Below are 18,779 nucleotides of genomic sequence, written 5' to 3'. Positions count from 1 at the left end.
CCAAAGTATTCAGGCTTGTTTTTGTGGGTTAGTTGAGGGCTCTTTTTTCGATTCAAAGCCCAGTTCAAGTTGCGCGGCTGGCACATCTTCAGAAACAGGTTCTTCAAGAGGTGTTTTAAGACTCTTCTCGTGTATGCTTTGCTCTTCTTCTGCTTCTGGTGTTGCTTTGATCAGTTGTTCGGTCTTCACAACTTCATCTGTAAATGTGTGTTCCGCAGTAAGTGCCGCTTCTTTGAACTGCTCCTGATACTTACGCAGTTCATCCAACTTCATTTCACGATTGATATCCGCTTTCACGTCCGTTACATAGCGTTGCATGCGGCCAAAAAGGTGACCAAGTGTGCGCGCAACTTTTGGCAAGCGTTCGGGCCCGATAACCACCAAGGCCACAACAGCAATTACCATCAATTCTGAAAAGCCGATATCAAACATTTAATGAAGAGTTTTAGGTTTTAAATGAAAAAAACTGATGAAAATAGCACAGGATGATTGAACCATATCCTGTTGCACATCAACTTTTCGCTTTATCCTTCACTTCACCATCAATCGTTTGACCGGCTTCGGATGTTCCGATTTTTGAGGACTTTTCTTCCTCACGCATGGCGTCCTTAAAGCTCTTTACAGCCCCGCCTACATCACCGCCCATATTTCGCAGTTTCTTCGTACCAAATATGACCAGCACAATAACCAAAACAATCAGCCAATGCCAAATACTGAATGATCCCATTTACCTACTCCTTATTCACTAAATTCAAACTTATACAATCAGGTTACATATGCGGCAGTTTTTCGCCGCCAAATACATGCACGTGCAGATGAAAAACCTCCTGCCCGCCTCCACGACCTGTATTAATCATGGTTCGAAATCCATTTTCCAAGCCTTGTTCTTTTGCCAGTTTAGGAGCCAACAAGAGCATTTTACCCAAAATAGCCTGATCAACACTTTCGCAATGAGCTAGTGATTCTACATGTTTTTTCGGGATTAACATGAAATGCACCTGTGCAAGAGGATGGATATCATGAAATGCCAATACATCCTCATCCTCGTACACTTTTTTGCACGGGATCTCACCTGCCAGAATTTTACAGAAAATACAATCGCTCATTGCTTATCCTTTAAAACTGGTTAGCTTCTTGCTGCTTTTTCTTCCAAACCAGACAATCCCTCACGTCTTGCCAGCTCGGCTAATACTTCATCCGGGTGTATCCCCTGGTTAGCCAACATCACCAGGCAATGAAACCACAAATCTGCCGTTTCATAAATAATATGTTGTCTGTCGCCATCTTTTGCGGCTAACACTGTTTCAGTAGCTTCTTCGCCAATTTTTTTCAGGATGCTGTCTAATCCCTTACTATACAGCTTGGCGACATAAGAGCTTTGTGGATCAGCAGATTTTCGTTGTTCCAGCATTTCAGCAAGACGGCTTAGTGTTTCACTCATTTTTTGTATATCTCTGCCGGATCTTTAATTACCGGGGCATCTATAATCCAGGTATCGCTTTCCAGTTTCTGGAAAAAGCAATCATGTCTTCCTGTATGACAGGCTATCCCCCCGATTTGTTCAACTTCCAGCAATATTACGTCTTCGTCGCAGTCCAGGCGAATTTCTTTTACTTTTTGCACATGACCAGACTCTTCACCCTTGTGCCAGAGTTTTTTTCGTGAGCGTGACCAGTAAACTGCTTCACCACATTCAGCGGTACGCTTTAACGCTTCCCGGTTCATCCACGCAAACATCAAGACTTTTCCGGTTCCTGTTTCCTGTGCAATCACCGGTACCAGACCATCATGGGTCCAATTCACTTTACTCAGCCAGCTTTCACTCACAACCTTACCTCAATACCAAACCGGCGCATATGTTCTTTTGCCTGATGGACAGTATATTCCCCAAAGTGAAAAATACTGGCTGCCAGCACAGCATCCGCATGACCCTTAATAACACCTTGCACCAAATGATCCAGATTTCCCACACCGCCACTGGCAATCACAGGTATACCCACCGCATCGGAAATGGCACGCACCAGGGGAAGATCAAACCCATTCTTGGTGCCATCACGATCCATACTGGTTAACAATATCTCACCGGCTCCCAGCGCTTCCAGTTTCAACGCCCATTCCACCGCTTCCATTCCCGTTGCATTGCGACCGCCGTGAGTGAACACTTCCCATCGTGGTTCAGGGTCAGTTGAAACCTGCTTGGCATCAATCGCTACAACAATACATTGGGTTCCAAATTTTGCTGCTGCATCTGCCACCAATTGCGGATTTTGAACAGCCGCTGTGTTAATACTTACTTTATCTGCACCTGCGCTCAACAAACGACGTACGTCATCGACCTTTCTCACACCACCACCAACCGTGAGTGGAATAAACACTTCCGATGCGACTTCTTCAATAATATGCAGGATAATATCCCGCTCATCACTGCTGGCTGTAATGTCCAGAAATGTCAGTTCATCTGCGCCTTGTTCATCATATCGACGGGCAATTTCAACTGGGTCCCCTGCATCTCGCAAGCCAACGAAATTGACCCCTTTAACCACACGACCACTTGTCACGTCCAGACAAGGGATAAGTCTTTTTGCTAAACCCATAATTTCTCACCACAGGATAAAACCGGCGAAACTGCTTTAACAGCCATTTTTACCGCCACATCCTGTTCCTTTGTGGTTATTTTGCTTCGCTCAATTCATCTGCCAATTTCTGCGCTTCAGCAAAATTTAGCGTACCTTCGTAGATAGCACGACCAGTAATCGCACCCATGATTCCTTCTGACTCTACTGCACAAAGTTTATGCACGTCATCCAGATTAGTGATGCCACCACTGGCGACTACCGGAATGGTCAGCGCCTGAGCAAGTTTGACTGTCGCCTCAATATTGACGCCACTTAACATGCCATCACGGCCAATATCTGTATAAATGATCGCCTCGACACCATACCCCTCAAAGCGCTTTGCCAGATCAACCACATCATGCCCGGTCACCTTGGACCATCCGTCTACCGCTACTTTTCCATCTTTCGCATCCAGCCCGACAATAATATGGCCAGGAAAGGCATTGCAGGCATCATGCAAAAATCCGGGATTTTTCACCGCAGCAGTACCAATAATGACATAGGTAATACCATTATCCAGGTAACGCGCAATGGTATCCAGATCGCGGATCCCTCCCCCTAACTGAACCGGAATATCAATGCCGACCACATCTACTATGCTGCGAATTGCAGCTTCGTTGATCGGTTTTCCCGCGAAAGCGCCATTCAGGTCTACCAGATGCAACCGCTTTGCGCCCTGATCCAGCCAGTGCTGAGCCATAGCACCCGGGTCTTCCGAAAAAACCGTTGCCTCCTCCATTAATCCTTGTTTGAGGCGTACACAGTGTCCGTCTTTAAGATCTATTGCGGGAATAATCAACATGATACGAGTCTTATGAAGTAAATTATCTAATGAAAATTAAAATGAACAGGTGCCATCTTCTGGTTGGCAACTACCTTGGGTGACTTTTCCGTCCCATATTACAAAATTACCTAGCAAGGTCAATCCAGCAGCCTGGCTTTTTTCGGGATGGAACTGTACGGCAAACACATTATCACGCGCAACAGCGCTGGTGAATGGGAAGGGATAAACAGTGAATGCTGCAACCAGGTCCGGCGTCCCTGCTTCAACATAATAACTATGCACAAAGTAGAAGCGAGAACCTTCAGGTATGCCTGTCCATAAGGGGTGCTGCTGCACCTGATGCACCTCGTTCCAGCCAATATGAGGTACTTTAAGCTTCTCACCCTTTTCATCCACCATCAGCTCATTGGGGAAACGCAACACCTTTCCAGGCATAATACCCAGACCTGCTACATTGCCTTCTTCACTGAATTCAAACAGTGCTTGCATGCCCAGGCAAATACCCAGAAACGGTTTGGTTTTGGATGCCTCGATGACAGCTTCACGTAATCCCCGTGCTTCCAGTTCGTGAATACAATCCGGCATTGCCCCTACTCCGGGAAAAACAATTCTCCCAGCTTTTGCAATCACATCCGGATCAGAGGTGACGCTGACAGAGACACTGGGCGCTACGTGTTCCAATGCCTTTGAAACAGAGCGCAGGTTGCCCATTCCATAATCAACTACAGCAATATCTATCACAACGCACCCTTGGTTGAAGGCATCTGCCCGGCCATACGATCATCCATTTCAACAGCCATGCGCAATGCGCGTCCAAACGCTTTAAATATGGTTTCTGCCTGATGATGGGCATTTTTACCGCGCAAATTATCAATATGCAGCGTGACCAGCGCATGATTAACAAAGCCCTGGAAAAATTCGCTGATCAGATCCACATCAAAATCTCCGATTCTGCCACGGGTAAATTCGACACCCATAGTCAGCCCAGGGCGACCGGACAGATCCATCACTACGCGGGACAATGCTTCATCCAGAGGAACATAAGCGTGACCATAACGACGAATCCCTTTTTTGTCGCCAATGGCCTTGGCAACGGCCTGGCCGAGCGTAATACCGATATCTTCCACGGTGTGATGTGCATCGATATGCAAATCACCTTTGGCGGCTACTTCAATATCAACCAGTCCATGGCGGGCAATCTGATCAAGCATATGATCCAGAAAAGGAACACCGCTATTGAGAACCGCTTTACCGGTACCATCCAGATTAATCTTAACGCTGATCTGCGTTTCAAGAGTGTTTCGGGTAACTTGCGCTTCGCGCATGACATGCCTCAAATATAAAGTAATTAAGTTGTATGGATATCTGGCTGAGTTTCAATCACTCATCTTTAAAGCGCAACATAGGCTTACTTTAAACATCTTTCCAAAATATAAATCTTACAGGCTATTCATTAATACCTGAATGAATTGTTCATTTTCCTGTTCAGTGCCTACAGTCACACGCAAACAGTTATTCAACAACGGATGACCATTGTTCAGATTCTTGATCAACACACCACGCTGCCTGATTCCTTCAAATACGCTATCTGCTTGAGGCACGCGAATCAGAATAAAATTTGCATCACTTGGGAACACTTCAATACCCGGGATAGTTTCCAGTTGGGTTTTGAGCACTGCCCGCTGTACCATAATCGATTTAGCCTGTTGCGTCAGAACATCAATATGTTCCAACACAGTTTGCGCAACCACCTGCGTTAACACGTTGATATTATAGGGTAAGCGCAATTTTTCCAATTGCACTATCCAATCCGCGCTACCTGCCATAAATCCCAGTCGCAACCCGGCAAGTCCCAGCTTGGATAACGTACGCATCACCAGCAAATTCGGGTATTGTGCCAAACGGGGCAAAAAGCTTGTACCAGCGAATGCGTGATAAGCCTCATCGACGATGACAAGCCCCGGTGCAGCTTCTATGATACGCGATATGTCCTCAGCGTCAAACAGATTGCCGGTAGGGTTATTGGGGTAGGCGATAAAGATCACTGCTGGCTGATTTTGCTCAATTTCTGCCAGTATCCGCTGCATATCCAGCGAAAAATCAGCATTGAGCGGCACCCCCACGTAACGCATACCCGTGAATGTCGCTATCATCTTGTACATCACAAATGAGGGTTCAATACTAAGCAAGACAGCATCAGGCTTGGCGACTGCCATAGCAATGATTTGAATCAACTCATCTGAGCCGTTACCCAGCATCAAGTCCATTCCGACCGGAATATCCATTGCTTTACGCAAGCTTTCCTTGAGCGCAATCGCGCCAGGATCAGGATAACGATTCATCGGTGTGCTGGATACTAGTTCCGAGATTTTCGCCTGCAGGTCTGCTGGCAAACTATAGGGGTTCTCCATTGCATCCAGCTTGATCATGCCGGTACTGACCGGAACATGATAGGCTTTCAGTGAAAGGATTTCGTCTCGAATGATTGAGTCAGGCTTAGGCAACATCATTTATTTCATGAAAAATGGTTTAAGGCTAACATAATCAGTCAGCCTGTGAATAACTAGCTCTTCATCCGATATTCAGCAGATCTGGCATGGGCTTGCAATCCTTCTCCATAGGCCAAAGTAGCAGCTACCTTCCCCAACGTTACCGCACCTTGCTTAGACACCTGAATCAGGCTGGTACGCTTCTGAAAATCATACACACCCAGCGGGGAGGAAAAACGCGCGGTGCGAGAAGTGGGCAGCACGTGGTTGGGCCCCGCACAATAATCGCCCAAAGCTTCACAGGTCATACGCCCCATAAAAATTGCACCGGCATGCTTGATTTTTTTTGCCCATAGCTCAGGCTCGTCCATGGAAAGCTCGAGGTGTTCCGGGGCTATATAATTTGCAATACGAACTGCCTCATCCAGATCTTTCACCTGAATCAGTGCCCCTCGATTTTCCAGTGATTCACGAATCACCGCTTTACGTGGCATATCTTCCAACAGACGATCAATGCTAGCTGCCACAGCATCCAGAAACGCGCCATCCGGCGAGAGTAAAATAGATTGCGCCAGTTCATCGTGCTCTGCCTGGGAAAACAGATCCATGGCGATCCAGTCCGGATCGGTTTTTCCATCACAAATCACCAGAATTTCTGAGGGACCGGCCACCATATCAATTCCCACTACGCCGAATACCCTGCGCTTTGCAGCCGCTACATAGGCATTACCGGGGCCAACAATCTTATCCACTTGCGGTACGCTTTCAGTTCCGTACGCCAGAGCAGCCACGGCTTGCGCGCCACCAATTGTAAATACTCGATCAACGCCACACACTGCTGCAGCAGCCAGAACCAGTTCATTTAACTGACCATCAGGTGTTGGCACGACCATGATCAATTCCGCTACACCCGCTACTTTAGCCGGGATTGCGTTCATTAACACAGAAGAGGGATAGGCCGCTTTACCTCCAGGTACATAAAGGCCTACGCGGTCAAGGGCGGTGATTTGCTGGCCCAGCATAGTGCCGTCTTCTTCGGTATAACTCCAGGACGCCATTAATTGACGATCATGATAGGTACGCACCCTGTGCGCAGCCTGCTCCAACGCATCGCGTTGTTCAGCAGGCAAATTACGCAGCGCTTCTTCAAGACGCTCTTTGGGAAGCGATAGTTCGCTCATGCTTTTTGCCGACAGTCGATCAAAGCGCTGACTATATTCCATCACCGCAGCATCGCCACGCTTTTTCACATCCGCTAATATATCTGCAACAACATGATCAATAGCAGCATCTTGCGCGCCTTCAAATGCGAGCAATTGAACCAGTTGCGCATCAAAGTCTGGCTGTGTGGTGTTATATCGTTTGATGTTTAACATGATTTGAGTCAACTTTTTTGACGGTATTAACGACTACGAGTTAAGACTATTTCCAGGCCAGACTACTTCCCGGCCTGCTGTCTGACAGCGTCTGCAAAGGTATCCAGTATCGGTTGAATCTGTGCGCGTTTCAGCTTGAGCGCAGCCTGATTGACGACGAGACGCGAGCTGATATCCATGATTTCTTCTACTGCCACTAGATCATTCGCTTTCAGGGTATTGCCGCTACTCACCAAATCAACAATGGCATCAGCCAGACCAACTAGCGGTGCCAGCTCCATGGAACCATACAATTTTATCAGGTCAACATGCACACCTTTGCGCGCAAAATGTTCCCGAGCAGTCTGGACATATTTGGTTGCCACACGTAAACGGGCGCCTTTGGTCACTGCCTGCTGATAATCAAATCCGTTCTGCACTGCCACCATCATCCGGCAACGGGCTATCTGCAAATCCAGGGGTTCATACAACCCTGCACCGCCGTGCTCATACAACACATCCTTACCAGCGATTCCCAGATCAGCTGCACCATACTGGACATAGGTCGGCACATCAGAGGCTCGCACGATAATCAACCTTACATCCGGGCGATTCGTATCCAGAATCAGTTTACGTGAAGATTCAGGATCATCTAACGGAACAATGCCTGCCGCTTTTAATAACGGTGTGGTTTCTTCGAATATACGACCCTTGGAAAGGGCAATGGTAATACTATTCAATTACGTAATCTCTAATAGGTGCAAAAATATAATATTACCACAGAGCACATCCAGACCGCAGACAGAACAATGGGTTAAACTGCCTTACAATAATCAAGATACTGCGGATACGAGCTTATGTGTAAGTCTTTAATGGACGCGTTTGATGCGCCCACCTAACTGCGACAGCTTTTCCTCGATACATTCATAACCGCGATCCAGATGGTAAATACGGTCCACCACTGTTTCGCCTTGCGCACTCAGGCCAGCAATCACCAGACTCGCCGATGCGCGCAGATCCGTCGCCATGACAGTTGCGCCACTAAGCTCAGGTACTCCACGCACAACGGCAGCATTACCTTCCACTTCAATTCCCGCACCCATACGCTGCAGTTCCTGCACATGCATGAATCGATTTTCGAAAATGGTTTCAGTCATGATTGCCGTACCTTCCGCAATCACGTTCAACACCATAAACTGGGCCTGCATATCCGTAGGGAAAGCAGGATAAGGTGCAGTACGCACATTCACTGCTTTTGGCCGTCCGGTCATTTCCAGACTGATCCAGTCCTCGCCCGCTTCAATTTTAGCGCCGGCCTCACGCAGCTTTTCAAGCACTGCATCCATGATATCTGTGCGCGTATCTTTCAGCATGATCTTGCCGCCAGTAGCTGCAGCCGCAACCAGGAAGGTACCTGCCTCAATCCGGTCAGGCATGACGCTATACGTTGCGCCGTGCAAACTTTCAACACCATGAATGGTGATCACATCTGAACCTGCACCTTCAATTTTGGCACCCATGGCAATCAGGCAGTTTGCCAGATCCACCACTTCAGGCTCGCGCGCTGCGTTCTCAATCACGGTTGTACCATCTGCCAGCACCGCTGCCATCATGAGATTTTCTGTACCCGTAACGGATACCAGATCCATGAATAAACGAGCCCCTTTCAAACGGCTTGCTTTGGCTTCGATATAGCCGTGCTCTATCTGAATTTCCGCGCCCATGGCTTGCAAACCCTTGATATGCAAATCTACAGGGCGCAGACCAATGGCACACCCGCCCGGAAGGGATACGCGCGCCTTTCCAAAACGGGCCAGCATCGGGCCCAGCACCAGAATGGAAGCGCGCATGGTCTTTACCAGCTCGTAAGGCGCAACCAGATTAGGCAACTTTGCTGCATGCAACTCCACACCCATTTTTTCGTCTACTGAGACATTCATCCCCATCTGCACCAGCAATTCAATCATGGTGGTAATGTCTTTTAAATGGGGCACATTACCCAGCTTCAGTACATCACCCGTCAAAATGCTGGCGCAAAGTATAGGCAAAGCCGCGTTCTTTGCGCCGGAAATCCTGACTTCGCCAGATAAGGGGATGCCGCCCTGAATTGACAGCTTATCCACGATTAGCCCATTCTTCAGGGGTCAACGTTTTCATGGAAAGGGCGTGAATCTCTTGTTTCATTCTGTCGCCCAAGGCCTTATAAACCAGCTGATGCTGCTGCACCATATTTTTACCTTTGAATTCAACACTGACGATCACTGCTTCAAAATGGTGACCATCACCTGCCACTTGCACATATTCACAAGGCAAGCCAGTTTCGATATAACCTTTGATGTTTTCTGGAGTAACCATAATATCCTCTTTATTGACGCAATTTGTAGCCACTCTTCAAGAGGGCCAATGCCATGAATGTTAAAACTAAAAAGCATGTCGCTACGATCGACAAACTTAAATAAGGTGAAACATCGGATACACCGAAAAATCCGTAACGAAATCCATCAATCATGTAAAAAAACGGATTGAAATGAGACAGTCCCTGCCAAAATGCTGGCAAAGAATGAATGGAATAAAATACGCCAGATAGAAAAGTAAGTGGCATGATAATAAAATTCTGGAATCCTGCCAACTGGTCAAATTTTTCCGCCCAAATTCCGGCAATAATCCCCATTGCACCCAGAATGCAGCTCCCGGTCAAGGCAAACAGCAAAATCCAGAGAGGCTGGTACATTGGCATGTTCGCAAAAAAAAGTGTTCCCAGAAAAACGCCAAATCCGACTACCAGGCCGCGCACAGCGGATGCCAGCGTGTAGGCCATAAAGAATTCCCGGTAAGACAGAGGCGGCAACAAAATAAAGATGATACTCCCCGTCACTTTGGATTGGATCAAACTGGACGAACTATTTGCAAAAGCATTTTGCAGCACGGCCATCATGACCAGACCGGGAATCAAAAAAGCCGTGTACGACACACCCGGATAAACCTGTACATGCCCTTCAAGTACATGTGAAAAAATCAGCAGATACAACAGGGCAGTCAAAACCGGAGCCAGTACTGTCTGAAAACTCACTTTCCAGAAACGTAACAGTTCTTTGTAAAAAAGGGTGTAAAAACCTGTCATCATTAATGTTTGCTCATTATTTTAACAAACACATCTTCCAGATCAGGTTGCACCAATTCCATATCACCGATACAAACATTAGCTTCACGCAATTGCACCATCACCCATTCCAGCTCCGCATAATCGCTAATTTCCAGCGTATAGGTTTCGGCATCCTTCGCACACATCCTGGATTTTAAAGACAGGGGCAATGTATCCGGTGTCAGTTTCAGCTTGATATGCTTATCTGTAATGGTGTCCAGTAAATTTTGCGTGCTATCCAGAGCAACAATTTCACCCTGCTTGAGCATAGCAATGCGGCTGCACAATGTTTGCGCTTCTTCCAGATAATGGGTCGTGAGGACAATGGTGTGACCATCCTGATTCAGTTTGCGAATAAACTGCCACAGGGTCTTCCGCAACTCCACGTCCACTCCGGCAGTCGGCTCATCCAGAATAATCACAGGAGGTTTGTGAACCAGCGCCTGCGCCACCAGCACTCGCCGCTTCATTCCGCCCGAAAGTGCGCGCATATTCACGTTGGCTTTTTCTGTCAGATCCAGATGATGCATAATCTCATCAATCCAGTCATCATTCTTGCGCAAGCCAAAATAGCCGGACTGAAATTTGAGCGCCTCACGCACGGTAAAAAAGGGATCGAACACCAATTCCTGAGGCACCACCCCCAAAACGCGACGCGATTCTCGATAGCTGGCAACCACATCGTGCCCCAGCACTTCAGCCACGCCTTTGTCAGCGCGTGTAATGCCCGCGAGAATACTGATCAAGGTGGTTTTTCCTGCACCATTTGGCCCAAGCAGCGCAAAAAATTCACCTTGTCTGACCTCGAGATCCACCCCCTTCAGGGCATGAAGACTTCCGAAGTTTTTATGAATGCCGCTAATTCGTATGGCAGGTAACATCAAGGAATTTTACTTTTTTACTGGTGAGATTTGGCTAGGGAAATTCACAGCAACTTTGCTGCATTCATTGGTTGGGGATCATTTCTTCAACGCCGTAAAGCGCAATCAGACTTTTCAGATTTTCAGGCAGATTAAAAAACAAAATAGGTTGATTCCTGAGCTGCGCCTCACGCATCCACTGCAGCAGTATGCTTACAGCAGATGAATCCACTTCCTCCACGCCCGCCAGATCCACCTTCACATCTTCATGATTGAATAAGGATTCTCCTTCTTCCATGATGGCGCGCGCATTATCCATAGTGATCGACCCTTTTAACACAAAACGTTCACCGTTTTTGCTGATCATTTTTTAGCAGCCGTGCTTTGTGAACCACCGGAAGCAGATTGATTTTTCTCAACCAGGGTTTTGATCAGTCCATCAATACCTGATTGACGAACTTCGCTTGAAAAAGAGCTGCGATAGTTAATCACCAGACTCACACCATCCACTGTTACATCATAGACCTTCCAGCCATCCGCTGTTTTTTCCATGGCATAATCTATAGGGATAGGCTGTGCGCCCGGCTGAACAACCTGTGTTTTAACCGTCACATCGGTTTCATCCGGCTGCATTTTAAAAGGTTTAAAATCAATTACCTGATTTTTATACGCTGCTAATGAATTGGAATAGGTTCTCACCAGTAACGTACGAAACTCTTTAACCAACGATTCTTGCTGCGGCGCAGTTGCACTGCGCCAGTTTTTACCTACTGCCAGACGAGTCATGCGCGCAAAGTCAAAGTGTGGCAAAATTTTTGCCTCAATTAATTTGTGCAACTTTTCCTGGTTACCAGCAAGGTCTTTATCCTGCTTGATTAATGCCAGCACTTCCTGAGTGGTATTTTTAGCAAGCGCATCAGGTGTCATATCGGCAGCTTGCACGCTAAAAGACCCAAAAAACAATGCAGCTATTAACATGCGATTTATAAAGTTCATTTCATTTATCCTGTAAAGTTTTTAACTTGATAATCCTGATTACTGCTCAGCTTTTTTTCCGCCTTCAGACCCTTTGCTGAACAGGAACTGTCCAATCAAGTTTTCCAGTACAACAGCAGACTGGGTTAATTTAAACGTGTCGCCATCCTTGAGCATCGCCTCATCACCGCCTGGAGATAGACCTACATATTGCTCCCCCAAAAGGCCAGAGGTCAAAATAGAAGCCGTTGTATCCTTTGAAAATGCATATCTTTTATCGATGCGTATTGTCACTTTTGCTTCATATTTAGAATTATCAAAAGCTATTTCAGCGACCCTTCCGATGACTACACCGGCACTTTTTACGGGCGCTTTGGGTTTAAGTCCGCCAATATTCTCAAAATCTGCATGCACAACATAGCTCTCAGACATATTGAAAGTGCTCAAGTTCCCCACCTTGAGACCGAGCACGAGTAAAGCAGCCAAACCGCCCACCACAAAAATGCCTACCCATAAATCCAGCGTTGTTCGCGTCATTTTTGCAACCTTTCAAAAAATATTCATAGAGTTAGCTTTTTAAATTCCCGTATCAACTCACGCCGCGGAACATAAAAGCTGTCAAAATAAAATCCAGTGCCAATATGGCCAGAGAGGATGTCACCACGGTTCTTGTTGTTGCATGGGATACGCCTTCTGCCGTTGGTGGTGCATCATAGCCTTCAAAAAGCGCAATTGAGGTGACAGCCAACCCAAACACAAAGCTCTTTATCACGCCATTTACAATGTCGGTTCTGAAGTCAACTGCTGCCTGCATTTGCGACCAGAAAGAACCCACATCTACGCCAATCATGACTACACCAACCAAATACCCGCCAAATATACCCATTGCGCTGAACATGGCAGCCAGCAACGGCATTGAAATCACCCCACCCCAGAATCGCGGGGCTACCACACGCGCAATCGGGTCAACGGCCATCATTTCCATGGCAACAATCTGTTCTGTGGCTTTCATCAAGCCAATTTCTGCAGTTATAGCAGAACCTGCGCGACTGGCAAACAGCAACGCGGCCAGTACAGGCCCCAGTTCACGAACCAGGCTCAATGCAACCAACGTACCCAATGCCGACTCGGAACCATACTTTTGCAACGTTTCGTACCCTTGCAACCCCAAAACCATACCAACAAAAAGCCCCGACACCAGAATGATAATCAGCGACAGCACACCGCTGAAATACACTTCTTTGATAATGAGATGAATACGGCGGAAGCTCATGCCAGAACTAAGCAGAATCATCGCAAAAAAACGAGAGGCATAACCCAGGCGCCAAATACCGTTCACCACATGGCGGCCGACTCCCTGCAATGCACTGATTAACCCGTTAAACATGGAGTGCTCCCTTCATCAGGTCTTCCCGATAATCCGTTGCCGGATACTGGAACGGCACCGGCCCATCCATTTCGCCATGAACGAATTGGTGTACAAAAGGCAGGTCCGATTGACGCATCTCTTCAGATGTACCATGTGCCACAACCAGTCCTTCCGATACAAAATACACATAATCAACGATTTTGAGAGACTCCTGCACATCATGCGTCACGATTATAGACGTAATACCCAATGTATCCGTTAATCGTCGAATCAGGTTACCAATGACACCGAGAGAAATCGGGTCAAGCCCTGCAAAAGGTTCATCGTACATCATCAACATAGGATCCAGCGAGATAGCACGCGCCAGTGCGACACGTCGCGCCATGCCTCCCGACAATTCTGCCGGCAACAGGTGGCGCGCACCACGCAAACCAACTGCATGCAATTTCATCAGTACCAGATCACGAATGACGTTTTCCGGGAGATCCGTGTGTTCCCGCATTTGAAAAGCCACGTTATCAAATACAGACATATCCGTAAACAGCGCACCAAACTGGAACAACATACCCATTCGGTGGCGCATCTTATACAAGCCGTCTCTATCCAGTTCATGCATCACTTGCCCGTCAACGCGAACTTCTCCGGCAGTCGGTTTGATCTGCCCCCCTATCTGGCGCAGCAAAGTGGTTTTTCCACACCCGCTCCCGCCCATGATAGCCACTACTTTGCCACGGGGAATAGACATATCGATCCCTTTCAGGATTGCCCGTTTACCGTATGCAAAATTAAGGTTAGAGATTTCTACCAGGTTATCAGCGGACACAAATGATCACACAAATATTCAAAAGGCATTCATTTTAATCTAGTTTTGTCATTTCAACAAAACTCGTTACAAACCCATAATTTCCAACAATCGCTGAACATCACTCATGGCTTTCAAATCAGGCTCGCGGCTGATTAAAAAAATCTGCGTTCCTTGTTCGTTGTATGCCTGTAACTCCTGAGCCAGTTTTTTATAGTCTGCCAGAGGTGTTAACCATACAACCCGGCCTTCCAGGCCGCTTTCAGATTCAATCCTGCCCAACGAATCCGCCAACACCCATTGAGAAGAAAGCATAATCAACTTTTCTTTATCAGCTAAATTCATTCCTTTGGGATTCGCTTCCAGCACAAAACGAAAAGGGTCCATCACATCATTGCACCACACTCCCAACTCAGCAGCAGTCAAGCCAGACCACTCAGCATAAGGCAGGTAAACGCAGGAAAAATGGTTGTTGTAGAAGGTTAAGCGCCAATCAGGTGGCAAATCCTCCGGGTAAAACACCCCCATCCAGGACGCATGCTCCCATCCCACGCTTCCGACATAACACTGATAGGTTGGTGTTTTTTCCATATACTGGCATTATAAGAGCCTTATGAAGTCCTGTCAGGTTAACAAAGTTCATTCATGCATTTCGACCTCTTTTACGAAATTTCCAACCCCCCTTTTCTGGAGCGTACTGAAGCTCAGGCCTATGAAGATGCTATTACGGAAATCACGCTGGCTGATGAATTAGGCTTTCGTTGTGCGTGGCTGGTGGAACATCATTTCATGCGTCACTATTCCCATTCTTCGAAACCGGACCTGATACTTGCCGCGCTGTCTCAGCGTACCAACGCTATCCGCCTGGGACTGGGCGTTATTCCCATGCCGTTGCATCATCCTGTGCACATTGCTGAACGGGTTGCCACGCTGGACATTTTATCCAAGGGAAGAATAGAGGTTGGTATTGGGCGCGGCTTTTCCCCTCAAGAGTTTCAGGTATTTGGCAAGGAGATGGGGGCAAGCCGCAACACGGTGGATGAATCGCTGGAAATTCTGCGACTTTCATTCAACAAAAAGCCAGTTACATTTAAAGGGGAGCATTTTCAGTTAACGCAGACGGACATTTTACCCCAAACAGTGCAAACACCCCACCCACCATTATGGAGCGCTGCCGTCAGCCCGGATAGCTTTCCCTGGGTAGCCAAACAGAAACTAGGTATGCTGGCTGGGCCTTTCAAACCCTGGCTCATGACAAAACATGACATCAAGCATTTTCTTGATGCGTGGGAGAGCCCAGAAAAACCGCGTATCGGCATGACACTGGGCATCGTCTGCCTGCCAGACCGGAACCGCGCCAAACAAGTTGCCAAACAGGCGCTCATCTGGTTTTACCAGGAACTGTACAAAACCACCCTGCCTGTTCTGGAAAAACTCTATCCCAGCTACGAACATTTCCATGAACTGGGCCGTTTCCGGGAAATCATGAAACTCGGAATCAACCTGACATTACTGGAAACATTCGGACTAGCGGTTGTCGGCAACCCGGATGATTGCATCAAACAGTTGAAGAAGTATCAGGCCGCAGGGGTTACCAATATGTTGCTAGCAGTTGGCGCAGGCGGAACTCAGACTGAAATCGTACAGGAATCGCTCCGCTGCATCGCAGAAGAAGTCATGCCCGCATTTCGCTCGGATGCCAATTAACACCTGCGTACCAAGAATTTAATTAATGAACATTTTCATTACCGGCAGTGCATCTCATCTGGCTCAGGCGTTACTGCCTGGACTATGCAGTTCCCCTCAAGTTTCAAAAGTGACTGGCATAGATCTCAGACCCTCAGCCTTTCAGCACAACAAATTCCATGAAACACAAATGGATGTGCGTGACCCACGCCTGCCAGCTCTCCTGAGAGGACAAGACGCACTGATTCATCTGGCTTTTGTCGTACTGCGGGGTAAAGTCAGCATCGCTGACATGTTTGCCATTAACGTCACGGCCAGCCAGCGATTATTCGATGCAGCCCGGGATGCCAATATCAATCGACTGATTCACTTATCCAGCACATCGGTTTATGGCAGCGGTTGCGACCTGAAAGAAACAGACACATTCAACCCTTTACCGGGGTTTCTTTATGCTCAGCATAAAGCCGCGCTGGAACAATGGATGACCTCTCACCATCCTCGTGCGGTGCGTCTGCGTCCACATATTATTCTTGGCCCACATGCACAGCCGCTGTTAAAAACGCTGATCCGCCAGCCATTTTATATTCGCCTGCCTGATCCGCAACCATTGCTGCAATGTGTGCATGAAGCAGATGTGGCAGCCGCTATTCAACTGGCGCTATTTTCTGAAGCGCAAGGTGCTTACAATCTGGCGGCACCGGATAGCTTCAGCTTCAAAGCGATCATCAAGAAATATCACACACTTGCGCTGCCTTTGCCTTTTGGTGTTGCCAGGGCGGCATTGGGGGCCAGTTGCAAATGGTTTGGTGTTGGAGGAGAGCCAGCGTGGTTGGATGGGGTAGGGAAAACCCTGACAGTGGACTGTACAAAAACGCGAGCATTGGGATGGGAACCCCAATTCAGCTCGCTTGGCGCTATTGACACAATAATGAACCAGATTGGCTAGAAAGCTTAGATCGATTAGATAGTTCTTACCATTTTTGGAATTACTGCAAATCTAGAAAACTCGGTTTTAACCGCGCCTCTGCGCCTCCGCGGTTAATTTACAAATTGCCTAAACCGCTTAATGAACAAAACTAGGCTGCGAACCGCTGAGCCAATTCCAGCACACGTTTACCGGAAGGAAATTCCGCTTTCCCTGCTGTTTCTACAGCCTTTGCAAATCCAGAAAAAAAATCAGGCAAAGCTTTGACCACAACTTGTTTACGCAATCGGCCAGCACTTTGCACCGCCCATTCAGCGCGATAATTAGCCTGCGGTGCTGCAGAGCAGATCTTCATGCTCCAAGAAGGTTCGTGAATTTTCCACTCATGAGGCCGCACGACCAGACGATGCGCTTTCAACGTCTCCACTCCCACGTAAGGCCCTTCAAATTCCACCTGCAAATCTGCACAAATGCCACTCAACATATGATCCAGATTGGAAAGCGCATCATCCAATGCGGATGTCACCGCCACTTTCTCGCTGTGGCTTTGCTGGACTAAATAGGAAATAAAATCTTTCATTCGGTAACCCTGAGTTGGCACTTTGGTAAAATCAAAAAAGCATTTTACCATGCGCGCAATCCTCGCGGCCAACAGCAGATAAATAGCCATTAACTCCTCAAGGCTTTTTGAATTTCAATCTTGGGAATACGCATCCGCCTTTCTCCAACGCGATCATTGGCTTGAATTCCAGGTCGAACTGGCGCTGTGTGCCAGAAGCGGCCACTGAAAAATTTTCTCCAAAGCAGACGTTAAAGTATTCATGGTGTACTCTAATCACATATTTTTATCTAGGCAGCTTAGCAAACGATGCGAGCTACCAAATGCAATTTAACAAGAGGAACGCTACTTGCGCAATATACATTGGTTGTTGAAGGCATTCAGCACAATTGGATTGATATTGACTTTGGGAGTGAGCTTGAGCGCGGATGCAGGACTATTCGGGTTCGGTGGGGATAGCTGGAAAGAGGAAGTTCTCTTGCACGATGGGCAAAAGATAGTCGTCACGCGCTCACAGACGTATGGCGGACGGCATGACCCGGGTGATTCGCCTCCGGTAAAAGATCAGTCCATTACTTTTTCTTTACCTGGTACAAGTAAATCCATCATCTGGAATGACGCAACTACTGAGGATATTGGGCATGCCAACTTTGATATACTGGCGCTGCACATAAAAAATAATACACCATACATCGTGGCATCACCCAATCTCTGCATTTCCTATAACAAGTGGGGTAACCCTACGCCGCCTTACATATTCTTCAAATACATCGGTAAAGCTTGGCAACAAATTTCTCTTTCTGAGTTTCCAGTTGAATTCAGCAATATTAACTTGGTGATAAACACTGAATCACATGCAAAAGAGTTGGTCGATTATGGCGTAGCTTCTGTAGAATTAGTCAATCAATTGAATAGTAGTTTAAGGCAAGCAGAATATATAACCATTATTCGCGAACCAATCAGCAACGGTTGTCCAAAACTGGAACGAATAGAAGGTGGGTGGCAAACACCAGGCGGACCTAAATTAGCTTATCCCATTCCGTCACCTCAACCCAAATGACCGCTTTATAGAACCCTAAACGACCGTTCAGGGTCGCGAACGACATTTCTCCTTATTTAGCTAAGGGTCTTAGGAAGTTAAAGCGGGTTTAGTCTCAACAATTTGAGTAGTCCAAGGTAAAGATTATCACGACGATGATTAAAGCGATATTCAGTTTC

Annotated in this window: 26 protein-coding genes and 1 pseudogene; 3 read left to right on the top strand and 24 right to left on the bottom strand. The window is 47.2% G+C overall.

Annotation, left to right across the window (positions count from 1 at the left end):
- Positions 1 to 9: 9 nt before the first annotated feature.
- The 22 genes from tatB to EDC63_RS12795 all read right to left on the bottom strand — a co-directional run bounded on the left by tatB (position 10) and on the right by EDC63_RS12795 (position 14,982).
- Positions 10 to 432, bottom strand: coding sequence for a Sec-independent protein translocase protein TatB (tatB, locus tag EDC63_RS12900; RefSeq protein ID WP_124946311.1), 423 nt, complete (start codon positions 430 to 432; stop codon positions 10 to 12).
- A 79-nt stretch (positions 433 to 511) separates the two neighbouring features.
- A complete protein-coding gene (tatA, locus tag EDC63_RS12895) occupies positions 512 to 727 on the bottom strand; it encodes a Sec-independent protein translocase subunit TatA (RefSeq protein WP_124946312.1) in 216 nt (71 codons plus the stop codon).
- 43 nt (positions 728 to 770) lie between these two features.
- On the bottom strand, positions 771 to 1,106 hold the full coding sequence (locus EDC63_RS12890; protein WP_124946313.1) for a histidine triad nucleotide-binding protein: 336 nt from the start codon (positions 1,104 to 1,106) through the stop codon (positions 771 to 773).
- A 20-nt stretch (positions 1,107 to 1,126) separates the two neighbouring features.
- Complete coding sequence (locus tag EDC63_RS12885; RefSeq protein WP_124946314.1) at positions 1,127 to 1,441, bottom strand: phosphoribosyl-ATP diphosphatase; 315 nt, start codon at positions 1,439 to 1,441, stop codon at positions 1,127 to 1,129.
- The gene (hisI, locus tag EDC63_RS12880; RefSeq protein ID WP_124946315.1) at positions 1,438 to 1,827 is read right to left on the bottom strand and encodes a phosphoribosyl-AMP cyclohydrolase; all 390 of its coding nucleotides are present in this window, start codon (positions 1,825 to 1,827) and stop codon (positions 1,438 to 1,440) included. Before hisI ends, EDC63_RS12885 begins: the two co-directional genes overlap by 4 nt.
- Positions 1,824 to 2,594, bottom strand: a complete 771-nt coding sequence (hisF, locus tag EDC63_RS12875) for an imidazole glycerol phosphate synthase subunit HisF (RefSeq protein WP_124946316.1) — start codon at positions 2,592 to 2,594, stop codon at positions 1,824 to 1,826. The genes hisI and hisF overlap by 4 nt, the downstream gene beginning before the upstream one ends.
- Positions 2,595 to 2,670: 76 nt before the next feature.
- Positions 2,671 to 3,417: a 1-(5-phosphoribosyl)-5-[(5-phosphoribosylamino)methylideneamino]imidazole-4-carboxamide isomerase gene (hisA, locus tag EDC63_RS12870; protein ID WP_124946317.1), complete on the bottom strand. Its 747-nt coding sequence runs from the start codon at positions 3,415 to 3,417 to the stop codon at positions 2,671 to 2,673.
- Positions 3,418 to 3,453: 36 nt separating this feature from the next.
- Entirely contained in the window at positions 3,454 to 4,140 is a 687-nt protein-coding gene (gene hisH, locus EDC63_RS12865) for an imidazole glycerol phosphate synthase subunit HisH (protein WP_124946318.1), read from the bottom strand.
- Positions 4,137 to 4,724, bottom strand: coding sequence for an imidazoleglycerol-phosphate dehydratase HisB (gene hisB / locus EDC63_RS12860; RefSeq protein WP_124946319.1), 588 nt, complete (start codon positions 4,722 to 4,724; stop codon positions 4,137 to 4,139). The genes hisH and hisB overlap by 4 nt, the downstream gene beginning before the upstream one ends.
- Positions 4,725 to 4,838: 114 nt before the next feature.
- The gene (hisC, locus tag EDC63_RS12855; protein WP_124946320.1) at positions 4,839 to 5,909 is read right to left on the bottom strand and encodes a histidinol-phosphate transaminase; all 1,071 of its coding nucleotides are present in this window, start codon (positions 5,907 to 5,909) and stop codon (positions 4,839 to 4,841) included.
- Positions 5,910 to 5,962: 53 nt separating this feature from the next.
- The gene (hisD, locus tag EDC63_RS12850) at positions 5,963 to 7,264 is read right to left on the bottom strand and encodes a histidinol dehydrogenase (RefSeq protein ID WP_124946321.1); all 1,302 of its coding nucleotides are present in this window, start codon (positions 7,262 to 7,264) and stop codon (positions 5,963 to 5,965) included.
- A 62-nt stretch (positions 7,265 to 7,326) separates the two neighbouring features.
- On the bottom strand, positions 7,327 to 7,983 hold the full coding sequence (gene hisG / locus EDC63_RS12845) for an ATP phosphoribosyltransferase (protein WP_124946322.1): 657 nt from the start codon (positions 7,981 to 7,983) through the stop codon (positions 7,327 to 7,329).
- Between the two features lie 129 nt (positions 7,984 to 8,112).
- Positions 8,113 to 9,366, bottom strand: coding sequence for a UDP-N-acetylglucosamine 1-carboxyvinyltransferase (murA, locus tag EDC63_RS12840; protein WP_124946323.1), 1,254 nt, complete (start codon positions 9,364 to 9,366; stop codon positions 8,113 to 8,115).
- Positions 9,359 to 9,598 carry a BolA family protein gene (locus tag EDC63_RS12835; protein WP_124946325.1) on the bottom strand — a complete coding sequence of 80 codons (240 nt, stop codon included), beginning with the start codon at positions 9,596 to 9,598 and terminating at the stop codon, positions 9,359 to 9,361. The genes murA and EDC63_RS12835 overlap by 8 nt, the downstream gene beginning before the upstream one ends.
- 10 nt (positions 9,599 to 9,608) lie before the next feature.
- On the bottom strand, positions 9,609 to 10,364 hold the full coding sequence (locus EDC63_RS12830) for an ABC transporter permease (RefSeq protein WP_124946349.1): 756 nt from the start codon (positions 10,362 to 10,364) through the stop codon (positions 9,609 to 9,611).
- 2 nt (positions 10,365 to 10,366) lie between these two features.
- The gene (locus EDC63_RS12825) at positions 10,367 to 11,266 is read right to left on the bottom strand and encodes an ABC transporter ATP-binding protein (protein WP_124946327.1); all 900 of its coding nucleotides are present in this window, start codon (positions 11,264 to 11,266) and stop codon (positions 10,367 to 10,369) included.
- 64 nt (positions 11,267 to 11,330) lie between these two features.
- A complete protein-coding gene (locus EDC63_RS12820; RefSeq protein ID WP_124946329.1) occupies positions 11,331 to 11,612 on the bottom strand; it encodes an STAS domain-containing protein in 282 nt (93 codons plus the stop codon).
- Entirely contained in the window at positions 11,609 to 12,241 is a 633-nt protein-coding gene (locus tag EDC63_RS12815) for an MlaC/ttg2D family ABC transporter substrate-binding protein (protein WP_124946331.1), read from the bottom strand. Before EDC63_RS12815 ends, EDC63_RS12820 begins: the two co-directional genes overlap by 4 nt.
- A 39-nt stretch (positions 12,242 to 12,280) precedes the next feature.
- Positions 12,281 to 12,757, bottom strand: a complete 477-nt coding sequence (mlaD, locus tag EDC63_RS12810; RefSeq protein WP_124946333.1) for an outer membrane lipid asymmetry maintenance protein MlaD — start codon at positions 12,755 to 12,757, stop codon at positions 12,281 to 12,283.
- A gap of 52 nt (positions 12,758 to 12,809) precedes the next feature.
- Positions 12,810 to 13,607 (bottom strand): lipid asymmetry maintenance ABC transporter permease subunit MlaE, encoded by a 798-nt coding sequence (mlaE, locus tag EDC63_RS12805; RefSeq protein ID WP_124946334.1) that lies wholly within the window; start codon positions 13,605 to 13,607, stop codon positions 12,810 to 12,812.
- Positions 13,600 to 14,412 (bottom strand): ABC transporter ATP-binding protein, encoded by an 813-nt coding sequence (locus EDC63_RS12800; RefSeq protein ID WP_124946336.1) that lies wholly within the window; start codon positions 14,410 to 14,412, stop codon positions 13,600 to 13,602. Before EDC63_RS12800 ends, mlaE begins: the two co-directional genes overlap by 8 nt.
- A 66-nt stretch (positions 14,413 to 14,478) precedes the next feature.
- Positions 14,479 to 14,982, bottom strand: coding sequence for a DUF72 domain-containing protein (locus EDC63_RS12795; protein WP_124946337.1), 504 nt, complete (start codon positions 14,980 to 14,982; stop codon positions 14,479 to 14,481).
- A 54-nt stretch (positions 14,983 to 15,036) separates the two neighbouring features.
- On the opposite strand from EDC63_RS12795, the gene EDC63_RS12790 reads away from it, so the two are divergent.
- Together EDC63_RS12790 and EDC63_RS12785 are read left to right on the top strand one after the other, a co-directional pair.
- Complete coding sequence (locus tag EDC63_RS12790; RefSeq protein WP_124946339.1) at positions 15,037 to 16,098, top strand: LLM class flavin-dependent oxidoreductase; 1,062 nt, start codon at positions 15,037 to 15,039, stop codon at positions 16,096 to 16,098.
- Between the two features lie 25 nt (positions 16,099 to 16,123).
- On the top strand, positions 16,124 to 17,023 hold the full coding sequence (locus tag EDC63_RS12785) for an NAD-dependent epimerase/dehydratase family protein (protein WP_124946341.1): 900 nt from the start codon (positions 16,124 to 16,126) through the stop codon (positions 17,021 to 17,023).
- A gap of 130 nt (positions 17,024 to 17,153) precedes the next feature.
- Here EDC63_RS12785 and EDC63_RS12780 read toward each other — a convergent pair whose 3' ends face one another.
- Complete coding sequence (locus EDC63_RS12780) at positions 17,154 to 17,672, bottom strand: hypothetical protein (RefSeq protein ID WP_124946343.1); 519 nt, start codon at positions 17,670 to 17,672, stop codon at positions 17,154 to 17,156.
- Between the two features lie 238 nt (positions 17,673 to 17,910).
- On the opposite strand from EDC63_RS12780, the gene EDC63_RS12775 reads away from it, so the two are divergent.
- A complete protein-coding gene (locus EDC63_RS12775) occupies positions 17,911 to 18,621 on the top strand; it encodes a hypothetical protein (protein WP_124946345.1) in 711 nt (236 codons plus the stop codon).
- Positions 18,622 to 18,698: 77 nt separating this feature from the next.
- Here EDC63_RS12775 and EDC63_RS12770 read toward each other — a convergent pair.
- Positions 18,699 to 18,779 (bottom strand): annotated as a pseudogene (locus tag EDC63_RS12770) (IS1595 family transposase); the annotation flags it as partial.

The organism is Sulfurirhabdus autotrophica (genome assembly GCF_004346685.1).
Classification (GTDB): domain Bacteria; phylum Pseudomonadota; class Gammaproteobacteria; order Burkholderiales; family SMCO01; genus Sulfurirhabdus; species Sulfurirhabdus autotrophica.
The sequence above is the reverse complement of the archived record's forward strand: the minus strand, read 5'-3'. Positions and strand labels throughout refer to the sequence as shown.